This is a genomic window from Corynebacterium sp. HMSC22B11, assembly GCF_001815965.1.
In the GTDB taxonomy this organism is placed as follows: Bacteria; Actinomycetota; Actinomycetes; order Mycobacteriales; family Mycobacteriaceae; genus Corynebacterium.
The window spans coordinates 66,455-89,335 of the sequence record NZ_KV823473.1 but is presented as its reverse complement, the minus strand read 5'-3'; the positions used below and the strand labels follow the sequence as shown (position 1 = coordinate 89,335).

Annotated in this window: 18 protein-coding genes, 2 tRNA genes and 1 pseudogene; 10 read left to right on the top strand and 11 right to left on the bottom strand. The window is 64.1% G+C overall.

The window, feature by feature from the left end:
- Positions 1-91: 91 nt before the first annotated feature.
- From HMPREF3088_RS01675 to gyrA, 4 genes are all read right to left on the bottom strand, one after another.
- Positions 92-164: transfer RNA gene (locus HMPREF3088_RS01675), tRNA-Ala, on the bottom strand.
- A 25-nt stretch (positions 165-189) separates the two neighbouring features.
- Positions 190-266: transfer RNA gene (locus tag HMPREF3088_RS01670), tRNA-Ile, on the bottom strand.
- A 103-nt stretch (positions 267-369) separates the two neighbouring features.
- Positions 370-957, bottom strand: coding sequence for a DUF3566 domain-containing protein (locus tag HMPREF3088_RS01665; RefSeq protein WP_070757956.1), 588 nt, complete (start codon positions 955-957; stop codon positions 370-372).
- Complete coding sequence (gene gyrA, locus HMPREF3088_RS01660; RefSeq protein ID WP_070757954.1) at positions 954-3,470, bottom strand: DNA gyrase subunit A; 2,517 nt, start codon at positions 3,468-3,470, stop codon at positions 954-956. Before gyrA ends, HMPREF3088_RS01665 begins: the two co-directional genes overlap by 4 nt.
- Positions 3,471-3,608: 138 nt before the next feature.
- On the opposite strand from gyrA, the gene HMPREF3088_RS01655 reads away from it, so the two are divergent.
- The 3 genes from HMPREF3088_RS01655 to HMPREF3088_RS01645 all read left to right on the top strand — a co-directional run bounded on the left by HMPREF3088_RS01655 (position 3,609) and on the right by HMPREF3088_RS01645 (position 7,391).
- A complete protein-coding gene (locus tag HMPREF3088_RS01655) occupies positions 3,609-4,955 on the top strand; it encodes an MFS transporter (protein WP_246817989.1) in 1,347 nt (448 codons plus the stop codon).
- A gap of 61 nt (positions 4,956-5,016) precedes the next feature.
- Positions 5,017-6,324 carry a glycoside hydrolase family 1 protein gene (locus HMPREF3088_RS01650; RefSeq protein WP_070757951.1) on the top strand — a complete coding sequence of 436 codons (1,308 nt, stop codon included), beginning with the start codon at positions 5,017-5,019 and terminating at the stop codon, positions 6,322-6,324.
- 215 nt (positions 6,325-6,539) lie between these two features.
- Positions 6,540-7,391 (top strand): hypothetical protein, encoded by an 852-nt coding sequence (locus HMPREF3088_RS01645; protein WP_246817988.1) that lies wholly within the window; start codon positions 6,540-6,542, stop codon positions 7,389-7,391.
- 95 nt (positions 7,392-7,486) lie between these two features.
- On the opposite strand, the gene HMPREF3088_RS01640 is transcribed toward HMPREF3088_RS01645, so the two are convergent.
- From HMPREF3088_RS01640 to dnaA, 7 genes are all read right to left on the bottom strand, one after another.
- Positions 7,487-8,554 carry an alpha/beta fold hydrolase gene (locus tag HMPREF3088_RS01640; protein ID WP_070757947.1) on the bottom strand — a complete coding sequence of 356 codons (1,068 nt, stop codon included), beginning with the start codon at positions 8,552-8,554 and terminating at the stop codon, positions 7,487-7,489.
- Between the two features lie 41 nt (positions 8,555-8,595).
- Positions 8,596-9,786: a Fic family protein gene (locus tag HMPREF3088_RS01635; protein ID WP_246817987.1), complete on the bottom strand. Its 1,191-nt coding sequence runs from the start codon at positions 9,784-9,786 to the stop codon at positions 8,596-8,598.
- A 191-nt stretch (positions 9,787-9,977) separates the two neighbouring features.
- Entirely contained in the window at positions 9,978-12,050 is a 2,073-nt protein-coding gene (gyrB, locus tag HMPREF3088_RS01630) for a DNA topoisomerase (ATP-hydrolyzing) subunit B (protein ID WP_070757943.1), read from the bottom strand.
- A 112-nt stretch (positions 12,051-12,162) separates the two neighbouring features.
- Entirely contained in the window at positions 12,163-12,819 is a 657-nt protein-coding gene (locus tag HMPREF3088_RS01625; RefSeq protein WP_246817986.1) for a DciA family protein, read from the bottom strand.
- A complete protein-coding gene (gene recF / locus HMPREF3088_RS01620; RefSeq protein ID WP_070757941.1) occupies positions 12,816-14,111 on the bottom strand; it encodes a DNA replication/repair protein RecF in 1,296 nt (431 codons plus the stop codon). The genes HMPREF3088_RS01625 and recF overlap by 4 nt, the downstream gene beginning before the upstream one ends.
- Before the next feature lie 33 nt (positions 14,112-14,144).
- On the bottom strand, positions 14,145-15,329 hold the full coding sequence (gene dnaN, locus HMPREF3088_RS01615; RefSeq protein ID WP_070757940.1) for a DNA polymerase III subunit beta: 1,185 nt from the start codon (positions 15,327-15,329) through the stop codon (positions 14,145-14,147).
- Positions 15,330-16,161: 832 nt separating this feature from the next.
- A complete protein-coding gene (gene dnaA, locus HMPREF3088_RS01610) occupies positions 16,162-17,922 on the bottom strand; it encodes a chromosomal replication initiator protein DnaA (protein WP_070757938.1) in 1,761 nt (586 codons plus the stop codon).
- Positions 17,923-18,538: 616 nt separating this feature from the next.
- On the opposite strand from dnaA, the gene rpmH reads away from it, so the two are divergent.
- From rpmH to HMPREF3088_RS10330, 7 genes and pseudogenes are all read left to right on the top strand, one after another.
- Positions 18,539-18,676, top strand: a complete 138-nt coding sequence (rpmH, locus tag HMPREF3088_RS01605) for a 50S ribosomal protein L34 (protein WP_012361251.1) — start codon at positions 18,539-18,541, stop codon at positions 18,674-18,676.
- Positions 18,677-18,834: 158 nt separating this feature from the next.
- A complete protein-coding gene (rnpA, locus tag HMPREF3088_RS01600) occupies positions 18,835-19,218 on the top strand; it encodes a ribonuclease P protein component (protein WP_070757936.1) in 384 nt (127 codons plus the stop codon).
- A 145-nt stretch (positions 19,219-19,363) separates the two neighbouring features.
- A complete protein-coding gene (gene yidD, locus HMPREF3088_RS10050; protein WP_083317298.1) occupies positions 19,364-19,633 on the top strand; it encodes a membrane protein insertion efficiency factor YidD in 270 nt (89 codons plus the stop codon).
- Between the two features lie 15 nt (positions 19,634-19,648).
- Positions 19,649-20,623, top strand: coding sequence for a membrane protein insertase YidC (gene yidC, locus HMPREF3088_RS01595; protein ID WP_070757934.1), 975 nt, complete (start codon positions 19,649-19,651; stop codon positions 20,621-20,623).
- A gap of 267 nt (positions 20,624-20,890) precedes the next feature.
- The gene (gene rsmG, locus HMPREF3088_RS01590) at positions 20,891-21,559 is read left to right on the top strand and encodes a 16S rRNA (guanine(527)-N(7))-methyltransferase RsmG (protein ID WP_371441282.1); all 669 of its coding nucleotides are present in this window, start codon (positions 20,891-20,893) and stop codon (positions 21,557-21,559) included.
- Positions 21,560-21,637: 78 nt separating this feature from the next.
- Positions 21,638-22,570 carry a ParA family protein gene (locus HMPREF3088_RS01585; protein ID WP_371260077.1) on the top strand — a complete coding sequence of 311 codons (933 nt, stop codon included), beginning with the start codon at positions 21,638-21,640 and terminating at the stop codon, positions 22,568-22,570.
- A gap of 90 nt (positions 22,571-22,660) precedes the next feature.
- Positions 22,661-22,881, top strand: a pseudogene (locus HMPREF3088_RS10330) (chromosome partitioning protein ParB); the annotation flags it as partial.

Below are 22,881 nucleotides of genomic sequence, written 5' to 3'. Positions count from 1 at the left end.
GCCGAGCCAGACACACATTTTGACCCTTAACCCCCCTTTTGTCACTTAACCCCAAAGGAACCCCAGGCCTTGCGACCTGGGGTTCGTGCTGTGGAGCATAGGAGAATCGAACTCCTGACCTTCTGCTTGCAAAGCAGATGCTCTACCAATTGAGCTAATGCCCCGAACTTCATTCGAAGTGTGTTCGAATGGTGGGCCTAGGTGGACTCGAACCACCGACCTCATCGTTATCAGCGATGCGCTCTAACCGCCTGAGCTATAGGCCCTTCGAACAGGGACTAGTGTATCCATGCGATGCGATATAAACCAAATCGCCAGGTCAGCCCCTGTTTTATGAAGTTTTCTTCCACTGGAACGCAGGGCCTTGAGCTAGGCCTCTTCCGGCGCTGTCGACGTCTCCGCCGCGGCCACGTTCTCCGGCATCTCCGCCGTCGCTGCGTCCTCCGCGCCCGCGACGCGAACCTTCAGCCCACCGAGGACGTCCGCCGCCGCGTTGTACACCAGCGCAGTCAGCGGCACGATGCCCCAGACGACGAAAAACTCCAGAACGCCGACGAGCGCCACCGCGCCCAGCACGCCCCAGCCGGAGATCCCGCCGAAGCCAGCGATGTCGGAGAGCAGGGTGTTCATGCGGCCCCACACGCCGGCCACCGCCAGCACGAACCACAGGAGCATCCAGGCCAGCACCCACACCACGAAGGTGACGCAGCCCGCCGCCAGGCCGAGCCGGCCGGCGGAGCGCACGTCGATGGACGTCAGCGTCAGTTCCCGTCCGCGCGGAGCCCGCGCCTTCCAGGACGTCGCCTTCTCCGACGCCGCCTTTCCGGTCACCGTAGTCTCGGCCGCCGTCTTCTCGACCCCGGCCGCATCCTTGGCCTGTGCCGAATCCTTCTCGACCGCGTCAGCCGCCTGGTCGCTAGCCTCCGAGGTCACTTTCTCAGTGCCCTCGGGGGTCACTTCTTAGCGTCCTTCGGCTTCGACTCGACCTGGGCGACCTCTTCTTCCGCCTCTTCTTCGACGTTACGGTCGACGGCGACGAGCTCGACTCCCTTATCCAGGTCGACCAGGCGCACGCCCATGGTGGAGCGGCCGGTCTCGCGGATCTGGTTGACCTCGGTGCGGATCACCCCACCGGCGCTGGTCATCGCGAGGATTTCGTCATCCTCGGTGACCGTCAGCGCGCCGATCAGCTTGCCGCGGGACTTCTGGTACTTGAAGGCCACAACACCCAGGCCGCCACGGCCCTTCGCCGGGTACTCCTCCATCGGGGTGCGCTTACCGTAACCACCGGAGGTGGCGACGAACAGCGCGGAGTCCTCCTGCACGACCGTCATGGCCAGCAGCTGGTCCTCACCGCGGAAGCGCATGCCGTACACACCGGCGGTGGCGCGGCCCATCGGGCGCAGCGTCTCGTCGTCGGCGGTGAAGCGCATGGCCTGGCCTTCCTCGGAGACGAGCAGCAGGTCATCCTCGGCGGAGCACAGCTGCGCGCCGATCAGCTTGTCGCCCTCGTTGAGGTTGATGGCGATTAGGCCGGAGGAACGGGTGGTGGCGTAGTCCGTGAGGCGGGACTTCTTCACGCGGCCCTGTGCGGTGGCGAGCACCAGGTACGGGGCGTCCTCGAAGGACTGGATCTGAATGACCTGTGCGATCTGCTCGCCCGGCTGGAATTCCAGCAGGTTGGCGACGTGCTGGCCGCGTGCGGTGCGGGTCGCTTCCGGCAGCTCGTAGGTCTTCAGGCGGTACATCCGGCCCATGTTCGTGAAGAACAGGACGGTGTCGTGCGTGGAGCAGACGAAGAAGTGGCGGACGACGTCGTCCTGCCGCAGCTCTGCACCGCGCACGCCCTTGCCGCCGCGTCGCTGGTTGCGGTAGCTGTCCACCTTCGTGCGCTTCGCGTAGCCGGTCGAGGTGATGGTCACGACGACGTTCTCGCGGGCGATGAGGTCCTCTTCAGAGACGTCGCCGGTGGCGGAGACGATCTGGGTGCGGCGTTCGTCGCCGTACTTGTCGACGATTTCGGCGAGCTCGTCGCGGACGATGGCCCGCTGGCGCTCCGGCTTGGCGAGGATGTCCTCGAGGTCGGCGATGATGCGCTCGAGCTCGGCCAGCTGGTCGATGATCTTCTGGCGCTCGAGGGCTGCCAGGCGGCGCAGCTGCATCGCGAGGATGGCGTTGGCCTGGATCTCGTCGACGGTCAGCAGGTCCATCAGGCCCTCGCGCGCGATATCCACGGTCGCGGAGTTGCGGATCAGGGCGATGACCTCGTCCAATGCGTCCAGTGCCTTGACCAGGCCGCGCAGGATGTGAGCGTCTTCCTCGGCCTTGCGGAGGCGGAACTGGGTGCGTCGGACGATGACGTCGATCTGGTGCTTGACGTACAGCGAGAGCATCTGGTCCAGGCGGAGGGTGCGTGGCACGCCGTCGACGATGGACAGCATGTTCGCACCGAAGCTGGTCTGCAGCTGCGAGTGCTTGTAGAGGTTGTTCAGCACCACGCGCGGCACAGCGTCGCGCTTCAGGGTGACGACGATGCGCAGGCCGACGCGGTCGGAGGACTCGTCGTCGATCTTGGAGATGCCCTTGAGCTTGCCGTCGCGGACCTGTTCGGCGATGGAGCTGACCAGGTTATCGGGGTTGACCTGGTACGGCAGCTCGGTGATGACGATGACCTGGCGGGAGCCCTCTTCCTCGATCTCGGCCTTGCCGCGCATGCGGATGGAGCCGCGGCCGGTGCGGTAGGCGTCGTCGATGCCCTTCTCGCCGACGATGAGGCCGGCGGTCGGGAAGTCCGGGCCCTTCACGAAGCGCATGCAGGCCTCGAGGGCCTCTGCTTCCTCGGCCTCCGGGTTCTCCAGGAGCCAGTAGATGGCGTCCGCGAGCTCGTTGAGGTTGTGCGGCGGGATGTTGGTCGCCATGCCGACGGCGATGCCGCCGGAACCGTTCATCAGCAGGTTCGGGACGCGGGAGGGCAGGACGGTCGGCTCGGAGGTCTTGCCGTCGTAGTTCGGCTGGAAGATGACGGTTTCCTCGCGGATGTCGCGGACCATCTCCATCGCCAGCGGGGTGAGGCGGCACTCGGTGTAACGCATTGCTGCAGCACCGTCGTTACCGCGGGAACCGAAGTTACCCTGCCCGTCGACGAGCGGGTAGCGCATGGACCACGGCTGGGCCATGCGCACGAGGGTGTAGTAGATCGCGTAGTCACCGTGGGGGTGGTAGTTACCCATGGTCTCTGCCACTGGCTTCGCGGACTTGACGTATCCGCGTTCCGGCCGGTGGCCGTTGTCGAACATGGCGTAGAGAATGCGCCGGTGTACCGGCTTCATGCCATCCCGAACCTCCGGGAGGGCACGGCCCACGATCACGCTCATGGCGTAATCGATGTAGCTGTTCTGCATCTCCTTCTGCAAGTCGATCGGTTCGATGCGGTCGAACAGGTTATCTCCACCGTTAGTATCGTCGCTCACTGGAGTTGGTGAACCTTTCTACTTGGAATAGACCCAACCATTCTACCACGTCAGCCCACAGTTTTTGAGCCCACGGACCGGTGGCGGGGATTCTTAAAAGCGCACACAACGTTTGCCGTGAAAACTATGATTTTCCCCGTGACTGTTGTGCAAAGCCCCAAGCTAGAAGTCTCCCGGGGATGGATCTCGCGCTTTGGCCTGATGTACCTCGGCCAGAACATCGCCTGGGCAGCTCCGACGAATCTTCTGCTCTCCGCCCAGATCCTGGTGTGGTTCCCGGAGGACAAGGAACGCCAGCTCGCACTGTTGATGACGGCCGGTGGGCTGGTCAGCCTGCTCGCCTCCCCGCTCGCCGGAATCTTCTCCGACCGGACGCGCTCCTCGCTAGGCCGCCGCACCCCGTGGATCATCGCGGGCATCACGATCTCCTCGGTAGCACTCGGTGTCGCGGGATGGACCGCAACACTTCCGGGGGATTCCCGCAGCCTGGGTTACGGCCTGTTGCTGGCGGCGTGGATGGTTTTCCAGTTCGCCATCGCCCTCGCGGTGACGCCGACGCAGTCCATCGTCCCCGATCAGGTCACCGAGCGGCAGTTCGGCACCGTCTCCGGCGTGATGGGTATGACGTACACGCTGGGCATCGTGCTGGGCACCGCACTCTCCGTCGCGCTCCCCCGCCCCTGGGCCTATGCGGCGGTCATCGTCGTACTGCTAGCGACGGCGGTGCCCTTCTTCACCCGCGATCGGGAACCACTCCCCTGGCTCGCAGGCTCCGGGGACCCGGAATCGGGCCTGGAAACAAGCCCGGCGGCCAGCCCCGCACACGGTGCTGAACCAGCAGCTAAGCAGCCCGAAGCCGGTGCCACGGGAACGACACCGACAGGCCTCGCGGCCGCCCGGCGCGTCGTCCCCAACCCGAAGGACGCACCGGACTTCTACTGGATGTTCCTCACCCGCCTACTGCTGATGCTGGCCCAAGCCATCGCGCTATTCTTCCTGCTCTACTACCTGCGCGACCGCATCGGCTTCCACGATCCCGAGCTCGGCGTGCTGATCCTCACGGCCGTGTTCGCCGGCTGCGTGGTCGCCACCGCCCTGTGGTCCGGCTGGTTCTCCGACAAGCTCGGCGTCCGCAAACCCTTCATCCTCTTCTCCGCCACTGGGGTGGCCGGTGCCTGCGCGGTGCTGGCTTTCACCAGCTCCTTCACGATGGTCGTCGTTGGCGCGGTGATCCTGGGGCTGAGCTGGGGCGTGTACCAGGCCATCGACCAGGCGCTCGTCAACGCCGTGCTCCCCACCGAGCAGGAGCGCGCCACCCACATGGGCCTGATCAACCTCGCCGTCCTGCTGCCGAACACGCTCGCCCCCTCCATCGCTGCGATCGCTCTCAGCCTGCTCGGAGGCTACACGGGGCTCTATCTCCTGGCAGGAGCCATGTGCCTGGCCGGAGGCGTCCTCGTCCTAAAAATCCAAGCCACCCGCTAAGCGCAAGACTTTCCGCCCGACCGCGGGTAACAGACCACCCCACAACCCGAAGGAGAACACGATGCCAACCTCCCCCACCACCTTCCTGCCGCTGGGCAAGTTGATGATCGGGACGGCGACGTCCTCCCTGCAGATCGAGGGCGGCGACCGGAACAACAACTGGTACGAGTGGGCCCAACACCCCGGAACCATCGCCGACGGCACCAGCCCGCTGCGCGCCAACGACCACTGGAACCGGTGGCGGGAGGACACCGAACTCATGGGCTCCCTGGGGCTGAAAACCTACCGGATGGGCATCGAATGGTCCCGCATCGAACCCGCACCCGGGCAGTGGAACACCGCCGCTTTGGACCGCTACCGGGAGGAAATCGCGCTCGTCAAGGAGCGCGGGATGGTGCCGCTGGTGACGTTGCATCATTTCAATAACCCGCTGTGGTTCCAGCGGGTCGGCGAGTGGGAGAAGCCGGAGAATATCGCGCACTGGCTGCGCTTCGTGGGCCACGTAGTCAAGGGGCTATCCGACCTGGTCACGGACTGGGTGACCATCAACGAGCCGAATGTGTACGCCACCTCCGGCTTCCTCTTCCACGAGGCCCCGCCTGCGAAGAAGTCCTACCGGCTTGCGCTGAAGGTGATACGGAACATGGCGATCGCGCACTGCCGGGCATACCGCCTGATCCACGGGATTCAGCCAGGCGCGCGGGTGGGCTTCGCGCACCACATGCGGGCCTTCGTGCCTGCTCAGGAGAGTAATCCGCTGCACCGGCTGGCCTCCCTGTCCAGTGCCTTCCTCTTCCAGGACGAGCTGAGCCACGCGATGCTGGGCGGGAAGTTCCGCGGCGTGCTGGGCCGCCAGCCTTCGGATATTTCCCCGGGCAAGTACTACGACTACCTGGGGCTGAATTACTACTCGCGCACGGCGTCCGCGGGTTTCGAGGACGGCACGCTGCCCGGCAAGCCGGTCAATGACCTCGGTTGGGAGATCTACCCGCAGGGCCTGATCGAGTGCGCCGGCTGGATGCACGAGCGCTACGCCGCGCCGATCTGGGTCACGGAGAACGGCACCTGCGATAACGGGAGCCCGACGAGTTTGGAGAACTTCCGCTGCCGCTTCATCTACGACCACTTGAGCGCGATTAGCGCCTCTGACCTGCCGTTTGAGCGCTATTACCACTGGTGCTTCGTGGATAACTGGGAGTGGGCGGACGGCGAGGCGCAGCGCTTCGGCCTCGTCCACAACGACTACGCCACGCAGACCCGCACACCGAAGCTCAGCGCCGAGTTTGTGCGCCGGATCATCGCCGAGGGCGGAATTTCCGGGGAGGCGAAGCGGGAGTTCGTCGATCCCCAGCGCTACCGCATCGGGTAGAGCCGTTTTCGGACCACCGCAACCAGAGGCGGACGTCGCCCCCGTCTCTCTCGGCGGCCGTCAGGGTCGCCGTTTTTCTAGGACGTCGCCGCGCCGGCGTCCCGAATGTTTCACGTGAAACAATCCGCCCCCGCCTCTGCCAGAATGGAGGGAGAAGATACCGCCGGCTTGAAAAGCCCAGCCAGAACACGAAAGGCAAGGTGCAGGCGAACAGCATGGCTCAGAACGTCCTCCCAACCCCACAGGCGGAGTTCGCAGCCCTCGGCTTCTACGGGGAACCACTGGATCAGATGATTCAGCGGTCCTTCGAGGAGCAGAACCAGGGGCTTGCGAACGCGCACGGCTACAAGATGATCTCCCCGTACATCGACCCCTCCGGGGCGCGGATGATCCGCTTCATGGGGGACAAGAACTCCACCGTCGCGGTCTCCCTCATGCACCCCGAGACCACGGCCGCGCGGGTGGGTCTGATCACCCCGACGGTCGCGCTCGTGGATGTGCTCAACACCGAAGGCGAGATCGCCGCGCGCGTGACCTGCGCCGTTGATGACTTCTTCTCCTACTCGACAATCTCCGGGCCAGAGGTGGTCAAGGAGGGCAAGATCGCCGCGAACGCCGACGAGGACGGCATGATCCCGCTGGTGAACTTCTGCCTCACCGCAGCGCTGGGTGGTGGCAAGATGCACCTCTACCCCAGCGAGGCCGCCTGGCGGCAGGCCCACCCGGAGCACGTCCGCGAGGACGGTGTCATCACGAAGCCGCGGTTGATCTCCCCAGCTGCGCAGGCCTTCTTCGACGGCGAGACCAACGCGATTAACCCCTGGAACCACGTGCGGATCACCGTCGCCGGGATCCGGGGCGCGACCAATGAGCTCACTGGCAAGCAGTTCTTCGTCATTCAGGACACCCCGAATGCCCGCGGCTTCGCACTCACCGCCTGCCTGCCCGCAACCGAGGAGCTGAAGAAGCACATGCGCCCGGGCGTGGTCCTGGAGGGCCCGGCCGTGCTAATGGGGCACAACGCCACGCTCGCGAACCCGGCGGTGTCCGCACCGGAGGACGACTAAGCGCCGACCGCGCTTGCTGGATAAGCCTTGGGCACTGCCTCGGGCGCTTCGCTTAGAGGGGCCGGGGCCTGACTAGGGCCTTGAACCCCTCGGGGCTAGGCCTCGACCGTGGCCTCGACCGTGGCAGCCCAGCGCTCGAAGCGGTCGGCCACGACCTGCGGCTGGCGCGCCCAGCGATTGTGGCCGAGCTGCTCCACCTCCGCTGGGTACTCCTCCACCGCAACGCAGCCCTGCGGGAAGAGCAGCGCAAGATTCTTCGCGGAGTCGAGGGGGCAGTCGTCGTCATTGGAAAAGCGCGTGAGCAGGACGTTTGTCTGCGTCTCCGCCATCGCCGCGACGTAGTCCATGTCCTGGCCGTGCAGGTTTTTAAAGCTATTGCGCTGCGCAAGTTTGGTCCACTCCAGGATGTGGTTGCGCGCCTGACGGCCGTAATTGGCGATATCCAACAGGCCCTCCGGCTGGTAGCCGCGGGCCAAGACGATCGCGCTCATCAGCAGGGAGCCGAGCTTGAGCTCGATGCGGGTGCGCCCAGTGAAGCCCCGGTAGTACGGGGTGCCGGTGCCAACACCCATGTAGCCCAGAACGTTGAGCTCCTTGGCCTCCGGACGGGCCAAGAACACCGCGGCCATCTGCCCACCCATCGAGTGGGTCAGCATGATCGTCGGGTACTTCTCCCCCAGCTCCAAGCGGCGCTTGACCGCGCGGATGGTGCGCGGGAAATCGGAGCTCGCCAGGTCGTGGTACCCCCAGTCCTGGGTGCGGCTGGCGGCGGCGGTGGACTCACCCTGGCCGTGCAGCTCGCCGATCGCAACGATCCAGCCTCGGGTCGCGAGTTCCTTGGCGATCGGCTCGTAATACCGGGCGCCGACGCCGAAGCCCGGCCACAGGATGACCAGGGGTTTCTTGCCATCATGGCCGCTCTCCGCGGCGGTGCGTGGCTCGGCTGGTTCAGCGCTCGTGGCGGAGCTGCCGGGCTTGCTACCGGCCTGGGCACCAGCCTCGGCGCCGGCCTGAGTCACAGCAGAGGCCGGGTTAGCTGGGGCTTCGCTGCCCGCTAGCGGTGGGGTGAAGATGCGCACGGCCGTGGTGGTGCCGTCCGCCATCTGCACGTGCACCCACTGGCGGTGCACGTCCTCGACGGAAACTTCGTTATTTTTGCTCACCCGTCACATGATATGTGTGCCCCCGAACACATTTGCCTATATCAAGATAATGCTGTGGGTGGCTGCTCACGGCGCCCCATCCCCTCGGCGAACTCGTCGAGGATTTCCAATACCTCCACCGCACGCCACGCCCTGATCCCCTTCACGGCACTGGCCGAGGAGCGAAGAATGCCCACTTCTTCAAGCCGCTTCAGTGCTGAACGGGCGCGAGTATCGCTGAGTTGCAGCTCCTCGCACACCATGCCCGCGGTCAGCACCGGTCTGTGCAGGAGAAGAGCCAGCAGATCCCAGGCCGAGTGGTCCTTTCGACCAATGTCCAGGTCACGCCACTGCTCATCAAGCTCTTCGAGCTCTTTGGCCAGCCAATTCCCACGCTCCACCGCGTGAAGCGCAGCATCCGCGAAGAGCGTAATGATCGCCTCCGGTTGGCCTTCGCGGTAAGCGTTGAGAGCATCGAAGTATGCCTTGGTATTACGCAGCAGACCAGCGGAAATAGGTAGCGCCGCATTATTTGTGAGCCCACGATTGCGCAGCAGAATGTGAATCAGTGCGCGTCCAGTACGCCCGTTGCCATCAGCGAAAGGGTGAATGGTCTCCAGCTGAGCGTGCGCAAGCGCCGCGTGAGCAATAGCTGGAAGATCTCTTCGCTGGCAGAACTCCTCGAGGTCTGCCATGAGCGCTGGCAGGTACGTGTGCTGCGGTGGCACGAACAGCGCACCCTCTGGGTAAAGATTCTTGCCACCAATCCACACCGGTTCGGTGCGGAGCATCCCCGCGATCTCCGGGGCGGATTCCTCAAGCAGCACACGGTGCATATCCAGGAGGCCATCGACGCTGACGCGTGGCTCCTTGATCGCCTCTTCCATTTGGCGGGTATTCGCCAGAATGAGCTGGGCATTCTTAGTGCCCGTATACTCCTTGATCTCTGCCTCGAAGATCTTGCGCGCCGATGATGAGAGGTTCTCAATCCGGCTCGAGGCGAAGGATTCACTCCTCAGCAGCAGCGCTGTAAAGGGCAGGATCGCGTTGGACTGCTCTGCATCGAACCTCGCGACCTGCAACGCCACCTGCTCCAAATGGGCGAAGATGTCGGTATCGAGGTCAAGGGACGCATCCGCAATGCGCGGGACAATGGCGCTCTCATACTGCTTGAGCATCCGCTCTTTGGCGCGGCGGGACATCATCTCCCGCACCTCGGCAGAAGAAACCCAATCAAGGGTTTCGTAATTCACGCTCGGCCACACCATGATTCAAGATTATCGCAATAATCTTGGATACACCCCCACCGAACCCAAGATTAGGCCCCTAATCTTGGGTCACCGGCCGGCGCCAACCCCCTCACTGGTGCCAACCCCACTCCGACGCCGACCGCCCCCACGCTGACGCTCCCGGCACCGACCACCCCCGGGCCGGTAGCCGAACGCTAAACGTCCAGGAAACGGACGTCGCGCGCGTTGCGGGTGATGAAGCTTCGGCGGGCGACAACGTCGTCGCCCATCAGGATGCTGAACAGCTCGTCAGCAGCCTCCGCGTCCTCCAGGGACACCTGGCGCAGCGTCCGGGTGGTGGGATCCATCGTGGTCTCCCACAGCTCCTTCGGGTTCATCTCGCCGAGACCCTTGTAGCGCTGGATACCATCATCCGTATCGATCTTGCGGCCCTCTGCCAGGCCCTTCTCCAGCTGCTCATCGCGCTCCCGGTCGGAGAACGCGTAGCCCGGCTCGCCCTTGCTCCACTTCAGCTTGTACAGCGGCGGCTGGGCCAGATACACGTAGCCACCCTCGACGAGCGGACGCATCAGACGGAACAGCAGCGTGAGCAGCAGCGTTGCGATGTGCTGGCCGTCCACATCGGCGTCGGCCATCAGCACGATCTTGTGATAGCGCAGCTTGTTGATGTCGAACTCATCGTGAATGCCGGTGCCCAGCGCGGTGATGATCGCCTGCACCTCGGCGTTCTTCAGCACGCGGTCCATGCGGGCCTTCTCGACGTTCAGGATCTTACCGCGCAGCGGCAGGATGGCCTGGTACATCGAGTCGCGGCCGGACTTCGCGGAACCACCTGCGGAGTCACCCTCCACCACGTAGAGCTCGGACTTGATCGGGTCCTTGGAACGGCAGTCGGCCAGCTTGCCTGGCAGCCCGCCCATATCGGAGGCGGACTTGCGGCGCACCAGGTCACGGGCCTTGCGAGCCGCCTGGCGAGCGTGCGCGGAGGCCACAGCCTTCTGCACGATGACCTTAGCCTCAGCCGGGTTGGCATCCAGCCAGTCGGAAAGGTGTTCATTGATCGCGCGCTGCACGAAACCGCGGATCTCGGTGTTGCCCAGCTTCGTCTTCGTCTGGCCCTCGAACTGCGGGTCACCGACGCGGACGGAAATGACGGCAGCCAGACCCTCACGGACGTCGTCGCCGGTGAGGTTGGACTCCTTCTCCTTCAGCAGCTTCTGATCACGCGCGTAACGGTTGATCAGGGAGGTCATCGCGGCGCGGAAGCCCTCCTCGTGGGTACCGCCCTCGAAGGTGTTGATCGTGTTCGCGAAGGTATGGACGGACTGCTGGTAGCCGTCGTTCCACTGCAGCGCGACCTCGACCTCGTGGTCCTCGCCCTTGGCGTCGAAGCTGACGATCGTCGGGTGGATCGGCTGCTTCTTGCGGTTGATGAACGCGACGTAGTCCTTCAGACCCTCCGGGTAGTGGTACGTCTTGGTGCGCGGGCCCTTCTTCTTTTTGGCCTCTTCCTCCGCCTGGCGCTCCTCAGCGGACTTCGGGGCCTCAGCCTGCTCGGTGAGGTCCTCGAGCCCCTCCTCCGGCTCCTCGGCCTCGATGGCCTGCGGGCGCTCGTCGGTGAGGGTGATGGTCAGGCCCTTATTCAGGAATGCCATTTCCTGCAGGCGCTTGGCGACCGTGTCGAAGTTGAACTCCACGGTCTCGAAAATCTCCGGGTCCGGCCAGAACCGCTGGGTGGTGCCGGAACCGCGCTTCTTCTTGCCCTGCACGAGCTCCTGCGGCACCGCGTTGACGAACTCCTGGTACCACTCGAAGCCATCGCGAACGATGCGGGTTTCCACGCGGGTGGACAGGGCGTTGACCACGGAAATACCAACACCGTGCAGACCACCGGAGACTGCGTAAGAATCGGAGTCGAACTTACCGCCGGCGTGCAGCTGCGTCATGACGACCTGCACGGTCGGGGCGCCGGAAGGGTGCATCTCCACCGGGATGCCACGGCCGTCGTCGGAAACCTCGACGGAGCCGTCCTCCTTCAGCGTGACGGAGACCTTCTTGGCGTAGCCCGCCATCGCCTCGTCCACGGAGTTGTCCACGACCTCCCAGATGAGGTGGTGGAGGCCACGCTCTCCCGTGGAGCCGATGTACATGCCCGGGCGCTTCCGGACTGCCTCGAGGCCCTCGAGGATGGTGATCGACGATGCGTCGTAGTCACCCGGCTTGTGCTCGTGCGGAGCTGGCGTGTTCTGCGGTTCTGGTGCACCCACGGTGGGTAAAACTCCTTCGTGTGCCACTAATTAACTCCACCAGTCTACCGGCTTTTCCTGCGAAAATACAGTTTCTGGCTGCCCGGGCGAGCTGCGTGGCGGACCGTGGCGCTCAGCCGTAATCGTCGCGTTTGCCCCGCCCCTGGACGCGGAGGCGGCCGGTCTGTCGCGGCCCGTAGTCCGGGTTGTGGATCTTTAGTTCGACGACGACGTCCGGCCCCAGCTCCTGGGCGATTTTCTTCAGGATGGTCGCCTGGATGAGGCGGAGTTGGGTTGCCCAGGGTGTGGAGTCGCTCTGGACGTGGAGGAACTTGTTTTTCTCGTCGAATTTCACCGGCCGGGTGTGTGCGGCGATCTTTGGACCGACGAGGTGTTCCCAGTCCTGCATGAGGCGGCGGACGCCGACGTTTTCTTCCCAGCCCTGGCGCCGGATTTCGCGGCTGAGCAGGGCGGCGAAGCTGCCGGGGTCGCGGTAGCTGCGGTCGGCGCGGCCGTCCATGCGGGTTTTGATGCGTTGGACGCCAGAGCTGGTGCGCGCTGTGTTGCCGGTGTTGCCGGAGTCCGCGGCAGGTTCCGCGAGCGTGCCGCGGCGGCCCCGGTTCCAGCCATTCCTGCGCGCCATGCGGGGCAGGTCGGCGTTCTTGCCGGTCGCGGGCTTGCCGCCGGCTTTTTTGATGGCTTCCAGTGCTTGGGCGACGGGGTCGAGGAACTGCTCCTCGCGGTTGGGATTCTCACGCGGCTGCTGCTCGCGTGGCTGGTGTTCCGTCACGCCTGCTCACCCTCGTCGGCAGCCTGCTCCGGGACGCTATCGCGGGGGATGGTCTCGTCGATCACGGAGATCCGCCGCTGCTGGCCCTCCTCGGTGACATGCACCGCGCGAACATCATGGAATGTGGCGATATCCCGCAGCTCAGCCGGAATATCTTCACCCACGGCCGCGGTGATGAGCACCTGCTCGGCTTCGGTGAGCAGCCCGACGAGCTGTTGACGTCGGGAGGAATCCAACTCCGCGAAAACGTCATCCAAGATGACCACCGGTTCCACGCCATCCTCGCGCTGCATGAAGAACGCGCCGAGCCGCAGCGCCAGGGCGAAAGACCAGGATTCCCCGTGGGAGGCGAAACCCTTGGCGGGCTGGGCACCCAGCATGAGCACGAGGTCGTCGCGGTGCGGGCCGATCAGCGTGGTGCCGCGGTCCACCTCCTGGGTGCGCTTGCGGGCGTAGGCCTGCAGCAACGTGGCCTCCGCGACCTCCGGGGAGAGCAGCGCCAGCTCGGCAGCCGGGTCGCGTTCGAGCTCCGCCTCACCCAGCAGCACACCCACCTGGGCCAGGTCCGCGTCCACGGTCGAGGTATACGCCATGTGCGCGGGCCGGGACTCCGGGGCGAGCCTGGCGTAGGTCTGCGCGACGTGTGGTGCGAGGTCGTGAACGATCTGCACCCGGGCGGACATGATCTGCCCGCCCAACGCGGCCAGCTGGGCGTCCCACACGTCCAGGGTGGCAAGTGCTGAGAGGCGCTCCGTGTCGTTCTCGGGGGCGATGCGCAGCGCGTAGGCGTTATTGCGCAGCAGAGCGTTGCGCTGGCGGAGGGACTTATCATAATCCGCCTTCACCGCCGCGAGCCGCGGGTAGCGGGCGACCATGATCTCGTCGAGGAACTTGCGGCGCTGCTCCGGTTCGCCGCGCACCAGGGCGAGGTCCTCCGGGGAGAACAGCGTGGTGCGGACGATGCCCAGCAGCTCGCTGGTGGTGGCCAGCTGAGTTCGGTTGATGTGGGCACGGTTGGATCCGTGGCCACGGATCGCGATGTGGGCGGTGAGCTCGCGGTTGTGGTTCACCGCCGTGGCAGAGACCCGGGCGATCTGCTGGCCCTCCCGAACCAGCGCGGAATCGGTGTTCACCCGGTGGGAGCCCAGGTGGGCCAGGTAGCCCAGGGCCTCGACGATGTTGGTCTTGCCGTGCCCGTTGGGCCCGGAGAACACCGTGACACCCGGGTCCAGCTGCAGCGAGAGTTCCCGCCACGACCGGAAGTCGTGGAGTTCTAGGCTGCGGACAAACATGATTCCACTCTATGCCGAGGGTTCGCGCCGGCTTTAGCCCGGCAGGCGCACCGGCATGAGCAGGTACTTGAAGTTGGTCTCCGGGTCCGGGAAGGTGCCGTCCTCCTCGGCCTCCGGCAGCTCGGCCGGGGCAGGGATGAGGATCGCAGGGCGGGAGGGCTGGGTGAATCCGAAGACCACGCGCTCGGTGTGGATCGCGCTCAGACCGTCCTTGAGGTACGCCGGGTTGAAGGCGATGGTCAGCGGCTCGCCGTGGTAGGCGCAGTTCAGGACTTCCTCAGCCTGACCCACATCGGAGCCGCCGGCGGACAGCGTCAGCGTGGACTCCTCGAAGTGCATCCGGATCTGGGAATTACGCTCCGCGACCAGGGAGACACGACGGATCGCATCCTGCAGCGGGGCGATCTCCACGGAGGCCATCGCGTTGTGGCGGGCCGGCAGCAGCGGGCGGAACTTCGGGAAGTCCGCATCCAGCAGTCGGGTGGTCGTGCGGCGGGCATCTGTGACGATGCCGAGCAGGCCGTCCGCACCGATGTCCTCCCCCGAACCAATGGCGATCTCGATCGGGTCGTTGAGGCTGTGATCCAGGGTGCGGGCAGTATCCGCCAGCGTGCGGGCCGGGATCAGCAGCTCAGCGGTGGCATCAGCCGCAGCCGGGTTCCACTGGAAGCTACGAACAGCCAGACGGAAGCGGTCGGTTGCTGCAAGAACCACATTTTCGCCCTCGATCTCCATGCGGATACCGGTGAGCATCGGGAGGGTGTCATCCTTACCCGCGGCGATGGCGACCTGGCTGATGGCCTCGGTGAAGAGATTCGGGTCGATGGTGCCGGTCACGGCCGGCATGTCCGGCAGGACTGGGTAATCCTCGATGGTCATCGCGGGAAGTTCGAAGCGGGAGCTGCTGCTGCGGACCAGGACCGTGGAGCCGGAGTACTCCATGGTGATTTCCTTGCCCGGAAGTGCGCCGACGATGTCGGATGCCAACTTACCGGCCACGAGGATGCGGCCTGGCTCATCAACATTGGCATTCACGCGCACGCGGGTGGAGACTTCCCGGTCGAAGCCCGACAGCTCCAGGCCATCGTCATCCGCGAGGATCATCACGCCACGCAGGATCGGCTGGGTTGGCTTCGTGGGCAGCGCACGGGCGACCCATGCCAGTGCAGATGCGAAATCATCCTTCGCAACCGAGAAACTCACATTTTCTTGCTCCATGCTGAGCTGTCCCTCCGGTCAACGTTCATCGCCTTGAACGTGCTTCAAAACTTTGTCTTTTTCTTCGAGTCTCAAGACTAGCCGACGCACCGGACACGGCCGAAGAAAGTTGCCTTTGCTTGTTATTCGCTCCCCTTCGAGGCTTGGCACGGCAACGCCTGGCAGACCGGGACTATGCACACCACCAATTTCTTCTCTCTTTGCCAATTGGGAAGTTCAGCAGTGTTAGTAGGGGGTGTGAAAACTGTGGAAAACATGTCATTTACCCACGCCGGGGGCCGAATCGGGGTGTGGGGTTCGGGTGGACGACTCTGTGGATAACTGTGCCCAATTGTGGATAACTTTTGTCATTCGCGAGTTATCCACAGCCCATCCACCTGCGGTTTCCCAAGATCTGGGTAGTTATCCACAGAAACCCCAGGTCACGAGCTTCAACCTTGAACCTCAACTTGATCCACCCGGAAACACAAACTTGTAATTACGCTTGTGGAAAACCCTGTGGACATGTGGATAACTCCCGAAAATCATGGTCAAGGACCTATTTTTATCCACATTCCGGGTGAGTTATCCACCGAATGCTGTGGATAACTGTGCACAACTGTGGACGAGAATCCCCCGAGCCCCCGGCCTTACCCCCAAGAATTTGCGTTTCCGCCCCCCAAGCACAACGCGGTGTGCCAGCCGCAAAAATCCAAGAATCCGGCTCCCCCGCCCCGCGCGGACGTCCCAAAATTGAAGGCCCCACCCCAAGAACCGCCCGCAGTAACCCCGACGGGCGCGTTAACGTCCCGAACCCTGCGGACGTCCACGAAGAAAGCTCGAGAAAGAAGGACTAACCCCGCGCCGCGGCCTTCGCGCGCTGCGTCAGCTCCTGGACCTCGTTAAAGGTGACCCGATCCTCGGTGAGCTGCTCCCGAATGCGCCGCTCCGCGTGCATGACCGTCGTGTGGTCGCGGCCGCCAAAGGCCTGCCCCAACTTCGGCAGCGAAAGATCCGTCAGCTCACGGCACAGATACATCGCGATCTGGCGCGCCTGCACGAAACGCTTCGTGCGCCCCTTCCCCACCAGCTCATCGACGGTCAGGTCGAAGTAAGAGGAGACCACGTCGATGATGACCTGCGGGGTCATCTGCACATCGTCAACAGGCATGATGTCCCGCAGCGCGATCTCCGCCGCCTGCTTCGTGATCGGCTCCTTACCCAGGGAGCAATAGGCCGTCACGCGGATCAGCGCGCCCTCCAGCTCGCGGATGGAGGTCTCGTACCGGCTCGCGATCAGCTCGAGCACATCCTCCGGCAGCGTGGTGCCCTCCGCGGCCGCCTTGCGGGACAGAATCGCCATGCGGGTTTCCAGGTCGGGGGTTTGGACGTCCGTAATCAACCCGCCTTCGAAACGCGTGCGCAGGCGGTCCTCGAGCGTGGTCAGCTGGCGCGGCGGACGGTCGGAGGAGAGCACGATCTGCTTATTCGCCTGGTGCAGCGCGTTGAAGGTGTGGAAGAACTCCTCCTGCGTGGACTCCTTGCCCTGCAGGAACTGGATATCGTCCACAATCAGCATGTCCAGGTTGCGGTATTCGCGCTTGAACTCCTCGCGGCGGTCGTTGGCGATGGAGTTAATGAAGTCGTTGGTCAGCTCTTCGCTCGAGACGTAGCGCACGCGCATGTCCGGCTGCAGCTCCTTGGCATAGTGGCCGATGGCGTGCAGCAGGTGGGTTTTGCCGAGGCCGGATTCGCCCCAGATGAACAGCGGATTATAGGCGCGAGCTGGGGCTTCGGCGACGGCGCGACAGGCGGCGTGCGCGAACTGGTTGGAGCCGCCGATGACGAAGCTTTCGAAGGTGTACTTCTTGTTCAGCAGGGTGTCCGAGTCCCGGTCGCCCTCGTCTGTGTCCGCGGTTGGGGACGACGACGCCTCGGCCGGCACGAAGGCCTCGTTGCGGGATTCTGGCTGGTTGGCGCCCTGGTGCTGCTGGGCCAGGCGCTCGGCGGCGAGGATGCGGGTGTGCTCGTCCTGCTTCGGGTCGTGCTGTGGGGATTCCGCGGGTGCGGAGGGCTGGGATGGCGCCGTGGATTGTGTTGCTCGGGCCTCTGTTGCTGTGGGGGTTGCCGGCGCGGGCGCTGTTGTCGAGTGAGCAGCTGGGGTGGATGGTGCCGGGGTGTGTGCTGCGGAGTTGGCGACTGGCGCCTGTTGTTCGGCAGCGTTACCAGCGGTGTTGGCGCTGGCCGGCGGGGTTGCGTCCTCCGGCTCGGCCTCCCGGATGGAGAGGCTGAGGGTGACCGGGGATTGCAGGATGTCCCCGAGGACCTTTTCGATCGGCTCGGCGAGCGCGCCCTCCACGACCCCCTTGGACCACTCGTTTGGCGTGGTCATCACGGCGATCCCGTTGATGAAGAGGACGGGCTGGATCTGCCGCAGCACGCTGCGGGAGGAGGCGGAGAGCGGCGGAAACTGGGTGCCGTCGCCCTCGATCCACGCGTCGACGAGGCCGTGCCAGATGGTGGCGAATTTTGTGGGATCCGCGGGATCTGGGGCGTGTGTCATGCGCGAGCCTTTTTCTTCTCTTCCGGGGTCGGGGGTAACCGTTAAGGACATTTCAATTTACACGTGAGTTCACACTGAACCCACATTTTTGCCCACAGCCGGATTTGGCGTGTGTTCTGGGCTTCCACAGAGCTGTCCACACCTGTGGATAACTTGTTGATTGAGTTGTCCCCAATTTACCCCGCTCCTGTGGATAACTTCTAATTTTCAAGGAAAATACTGTTGACCTGCGCAAACGAACCCTAAACCAGTGCTTTAACCTTCGGGGGTGGAGAAGTTATCCACAAGCTGTGTGGATTGACATTCCACCGTGTGTGATGATCAATCCACAAAAGCGCAGCATTGCGCGGAGTTTTCCACGGGCCGCGATTTAAATGACACGCCTGTCATCCTGCGAAGATTTGGTTTTCGGCTCCCCCGCTGAGTATTCTTAAACGGTCTATGGCAACAGCCGACCTTGTATCGGATGCCGTTTTGGCCGGATGCTTTGCGTCGCCCACATTCCACACGTGGCGCCGAAGCCCTGGCAACCACAAGTCCACCGGCGTGGACAGCGTGGCGTACAGCGCACCGCACGGGCGCAGTGGCAGGGAACACTCCCTGCCATCGCCCAATTACGGTGCCGCAGCGCTTCGCCTCCGCGCGTAGTTTTAAGGAGTGAAGTACCGTGTCGAAGCGTACTTACCAGCCTAATAACCGCCGTCGCGCACGCGTGCACGGCTTCCGCACCCGCATGCGCACCCGCGCAGGTCGCGCGATCGTGTCCGCACGTCGTCGTAAGGGCCGCAAGTCCCTGACCGCTTAATCGAGCGGGCGGCCAGCCTGGCCGCACACTCTCCCACCACGTGGGAAGCTCCGGCGCCTGCCACTCGGTGGGCGCCGTTTTTGCTGTAATTTCACCCTTATGCGGGGCAATCTGGTTTCAGTCCCGCGTGCACCCACCCGACCACGAAGGAGCCGCCCATGCTGGCACCGGAACACCGTCTCCGCTCCTCCGCGCTGTTTAGCACCGTGGTGAAGAAAGGTGCGCGCAAGGGTAGCCGCACCGTCGTCGTCCACCTCTGGACCCCGGAGCCAGGCCCCGACGCCCCGCTGGAGCTGACCGGCGGACCGCGCGCGGGCCTCATCGTCTCCAAGGCGGTCGGCAACGCCGTGGTCCGCCACGCTGTCTCCCGCAAGTTGCGCGCCGTCCTGGCCACCATCATCGACGACGACGCCACCGCGGCGTCCCCGCAGCTGCAGGAGACCAGCTTTGTGGTGGTGCGCGCCCTTCCCGTCAGCGCGAAGGCTAGCAGTAAGGAGTTGGAGTCCGATGTGCGACGCTGCCTCTCCCGGCTCTGCCGCTGAGTGTGGCGCTAAGCCTAGTGAGCGCAGTGCTCAGCCCGGTACGCAGCACTGTGCCGAGCCCGGTGCGCAGCCTTTAGCCGAGCCCTGCGGTAGACCTAGTCCCGACCCCCGCACCACCGGCCGCCGCGTCACTGGCCGTGCCGCCCTGGCTCGCCGAGCAGTGCTGGCCTATCAGGATTTCCTTTCGCCCCTTAAAATGGGACCATCATGCCGCTTCGAGCCGACCTGCAGTAATTACGCTCTCACGGCGTTGGAAAGGCATGGTCTGCTCAAGGGGCTGTTACTGTCAATAGGTCGGCTGTTGCGCTGTGCCCCTTGGCATCCGGGCGGGTGGGACCCCGTTCCGCCCCGCAAGCGCAGGGCTAAGCCCAAGCCTGAAGAGACTCCGCAAGATTTTGAGACGTCCGAAAAGTAGAGGATCCCTCCAGACGTGCTGAATTTTATTTATTACCCGATTTCAGCGGTCCTGTGGTTCTGGCACAAAGTGTTTGGCTATGTGCTCGACCCGGCCGCGGGCATCACGTGGGCGCTTTCCATCGTCTTCCTCGTGGTGACCATCCGTATCCTGCTGGTCAAGCCCACCGCTAACCAGCTCCGCTCCTCGCGCAAGATGCAGGAGTTCCAGCCGAAGATGAAGGAACTCCAGCGCAAGTACGCCAATGATCAGCAGAAGCTGATGGTTGAGGTGCGCAAGGCGCAGCAGGAGATGGGTGTCCGCCCGATGGCGGCCTGCCTCCCGATGCTGGTTCAGATGCCGATCTTCATTGGCCTGTTCCACGTGCTGCGTTCCTTCAACCGCACCGGCACGGGCACTGGGCAGCTCGGCATGAGCATCGAGGAGACCCGTAACACCCCGAACTACGTCTTCGGCGTGGAAGAGGTGCAGTCCTTCCTCGACGCCCGCCTGTTCGGTGCGCCACTGTCCTCCTACATCTCCATGGACCCTTCCGGTTACGGCGCCTTCTCCCCGGCAGGCATCGCCCCGGACTTCACGAAGGCGAACATCATCGCCGTGGTCCTGCCGCTGATGCTGGGCGCTGCGGTGATCATGCACTTCACCGCTCGCCTGTCCCTGAATCGCAACAAGAAGCGTCAGGCGAATAACCCGAAGCCGGCGGCTGATGACCTGAAGGCCCAGCAGATGCAGATGCAGATGGACATGATGCAGCGCATCATGCTGTGGTTCATGCCGCTGCTGATCCTGGCCGGTGGTTTCCTCTGGCAGGTTGGTCTGGCTCTGTACATGTTCACCAACGGTCTGTGGACCTTCGTCCAGCAGCGCATCCTGTTCGGCATCATGGATAAGGAAGAGGAGGAGGAGCGCCAGGCGAAGCTCGAGGCTCGCCGCACCTCCGCCCCGAAGCCGGGCGCGAAGCCGCAGAACAATAAGAAGCGGAAGAAGTAGCTCCGGCCTTCCGCCCCTAGCGCCGCACGGTTCGCCGTGTGGCGCTTTTTCTTTGCCCTTTTCAGGACGTCGCCACCCTCCCGTGGTTCTCTTCCCCACCCGTTCTGGGAGGGAGTTGGGTTGTCGTCGAAAGCCACTAGAATGTTTCACGTGAAACATCGTGATTCTGACGCTTCGAAAAACCAGTCCCCCAACCCGGCCGCTGCGGACTCCAATAAGGGTGCCGCGGCTGCCGGCGGCTCTACCGGTGAGCAGCAGATCACGTCCCTGACGTCGGATAACCACGGGGGCGAGCTGCAGGTCGATGGGCTGCGCCCGGAGAACCTGGCTGAGGTCTTTGGCGACCGCGCTTCCCTGGCCGAGCGGTACGCCCAGTGGCTTGAGACCGCCGGCATCCAGCGTGGCCTCATCGGCCCCCGCGAGTTGCCGCGCATCTGGGATCGCCACATCATGAACTCTGCCGTCCTCGCTGAGATCATCGAGGACGGCGAGCGGGTCATCGACGTCGGTTCTGGTGCGGGCCTCCCAGGCATTCCGCTGGCCATCGCACGTCCCAACGTGAAGGTTCAGCTGCTGGAGCCGCTGCTGCGCCGCACGAAGTTCCTGGAAGAGGTCGTTGAGGACCTTGGCCTGGACAACGTCGAAGTCCACCGTGGACGTGCGGAAGAAAAGGCGATCGTCCGGAAGCTTGCTGGCGCGGACGTCGTGACTTCCCGGGCCGTCGCTCCACTTGGTCGCCTGTGCCAGTGGTCCCTTCCCCTGGCCCGTGTGGGTGGCCAGATGCGCGCTTTGAAGGGCAGTTCCGTGGCTGAAGAGCTGGAGCGGGATAAGGCCCAGATTGATAAGGTTGGCGGAGGGAAACGCTCCGTGGTTGAGCTGGGCAAGGGCGTGCTGGAGGAATCCACCTTCGCCGTCATTGTGGAAAAGGCGCGCTAGAGCTAGCGCCTCAAAGGAAATTGTTTCACGTGAAACATTGCCGCGATCGCAAGGATCGCGACGGACGGAGGAAAGGTAGTGGCACCAATGCAGTGGGATGACACCCCGATCGCGCAGGCCGCGCGCCAGGCTGCCAAAATGCAGAACGCCCACAACCTGAAACTTCCGAAGCCGGAGAAGCCCCGGAAGATCACGATCGCCAACCAGAAGGGCGGGGTGGGCAAGACCACCTCCACGGTGAACCTCGCCTGGGCGCTGGGGCTGCACGGCCTCAAGGTTCTGGTCATCGACCTGGACCCGCAGGGCAACGCCTCCACCGCTCTCGACGCCGAGCACCGGATGGGCACCCCCTCCAGCTACGAACTGCTGATCGGCGAGATGAGCGCTGCCGAGGTGATGCAGCAGAACCCGGTGAACGAGAACGTCTACACGATCCCGGCCACCATCGACCTCGCCGGCTCTGAGATCGAGCTGGTGTCCATGGTTCGCCGCGAATACCGCCTGGTCGATGCGATCAACGATGACTTCCTGGCCGAACAGGGCTTCGACTACGTGTTTATCGACTGCCCGCCCTCCCTTGGCCTGCTCACCATCAACGCGATGACCGCGGTGGATGAGGTCCTCATCCCCATCCAGTGCGAGTACTACGCGCTCGAGGGCGTGGGCCAGCTGCTCAACAACATCTCGATGATCCGCGAGAACCTCAACAAGAACCTGCACATCAGCGCCGTCCTGCTGACCATGTACGACGGCCGCACGAAGCTCTCCGAGCAGGTCTCCGACGAGGTGCGGAACCACTTCGGCTCCGTGGTCCTGGATAACCACATCCCGCGGTCCGTCAAGGTGTCCGAGGCTCCGGGGTACGGCCAGACCGTTCTCCAGTACGACGGTGGTTCGCGCGGCGCCCTGGCTTATTTTGACGCCGCTGTCGAGTTCGCCAAGCGTGGCGACTACCTCCCGAGCGAGGAGACCGCCCCGATCGGCATCGCGCCGGAGCTGCACAACATCTAAACCCTCGAATGTTTCACGTGAAACAATGCCCGATTTCCGGGCAGACCCCGCCTCCCCCATCATCACAACTTTGGATTGAAGGTAAAGACCGTGGCTAAGAAGGATTCGGCATCTAAGAAGGCTTCGAGCGCTCAGGGTGGCGCAAAGGCGCCTCGTGGCGCCGCCCGCAAGCCGGCGATGCCCGCGGCCCTCCCCGACCGGGAGGCCACCCGACGCGGCGGACTCGGTCGCGGTCTCGCGAGCCTGATCCCGACCGGGCCATCCCGCCCGGGTCTGGGCAACGGCGCGGCCGACGTGATTCTCGGCGGCGG